General features: G+C 77.6%; 1 protein-coding gene. It reads left to right on the top strand.

The window, feature by feature from the left end:
* Positions 1-356, top strand: a 356-nt coding sequence (locus TN53_RS42760; RefSeq protein WP_046264319.1) for a phosphatase PAP2 family protein, incomplete at its 5' end; no start/stop codon positions are given.
* Between the last annotated feature and the right edge of the window lie 37 nt (positions 357-393).

Here is a 393-nt window from a genome sequence, read left to right as displayed (position 1 = left end):
GCGTCGCCTCGGCCGGGGCGAACCTGCTCGGCAAGCAGCTGGTACGCCGGCCCCGGCCGCACCGGGCCGAGGACTCGCCCTTTCCCGGACGCCACGTGCCCATGCCCGCGTCCGCTTCCTTCCCCTCCGGGCACACCGCCTCGGCGGTCGCCTTCGCGGCCGCCGTGGGTCCTGCCTTCCCCGCCGCCACCCTCCCGCTGGGCCTGCTCGCCTGTGCCGTCGGCTACTCCCGCGTCCACACCGGCGTGCACTACCCCGGCGACGTGATCGCCGGCGCCGTGCTCGGCACCGGCGCCGCGGCCGTCATCCTCGCCGCGTCCGGCTGGGACGGCCCTCGTCGGCTCCGCCTCCCCTGATTCCGCCACGCCGCCACGCCGAGGAGAGCGCGGAAGG

It is taken from the genome of Streptomyces sp. WM6386, assembly GCF_000972385.1.
Classification (GTDB): Bacteria; Actinomycetota; Actinomycetes; order Streptomycetales; family Streptomycetaceae; genus Streptomyces.
The sequence above is the reverse complement of the archived record's forward strand: the minus strand, read 5'-3'. Positions and strand labels throughout refer to the sequence as shown.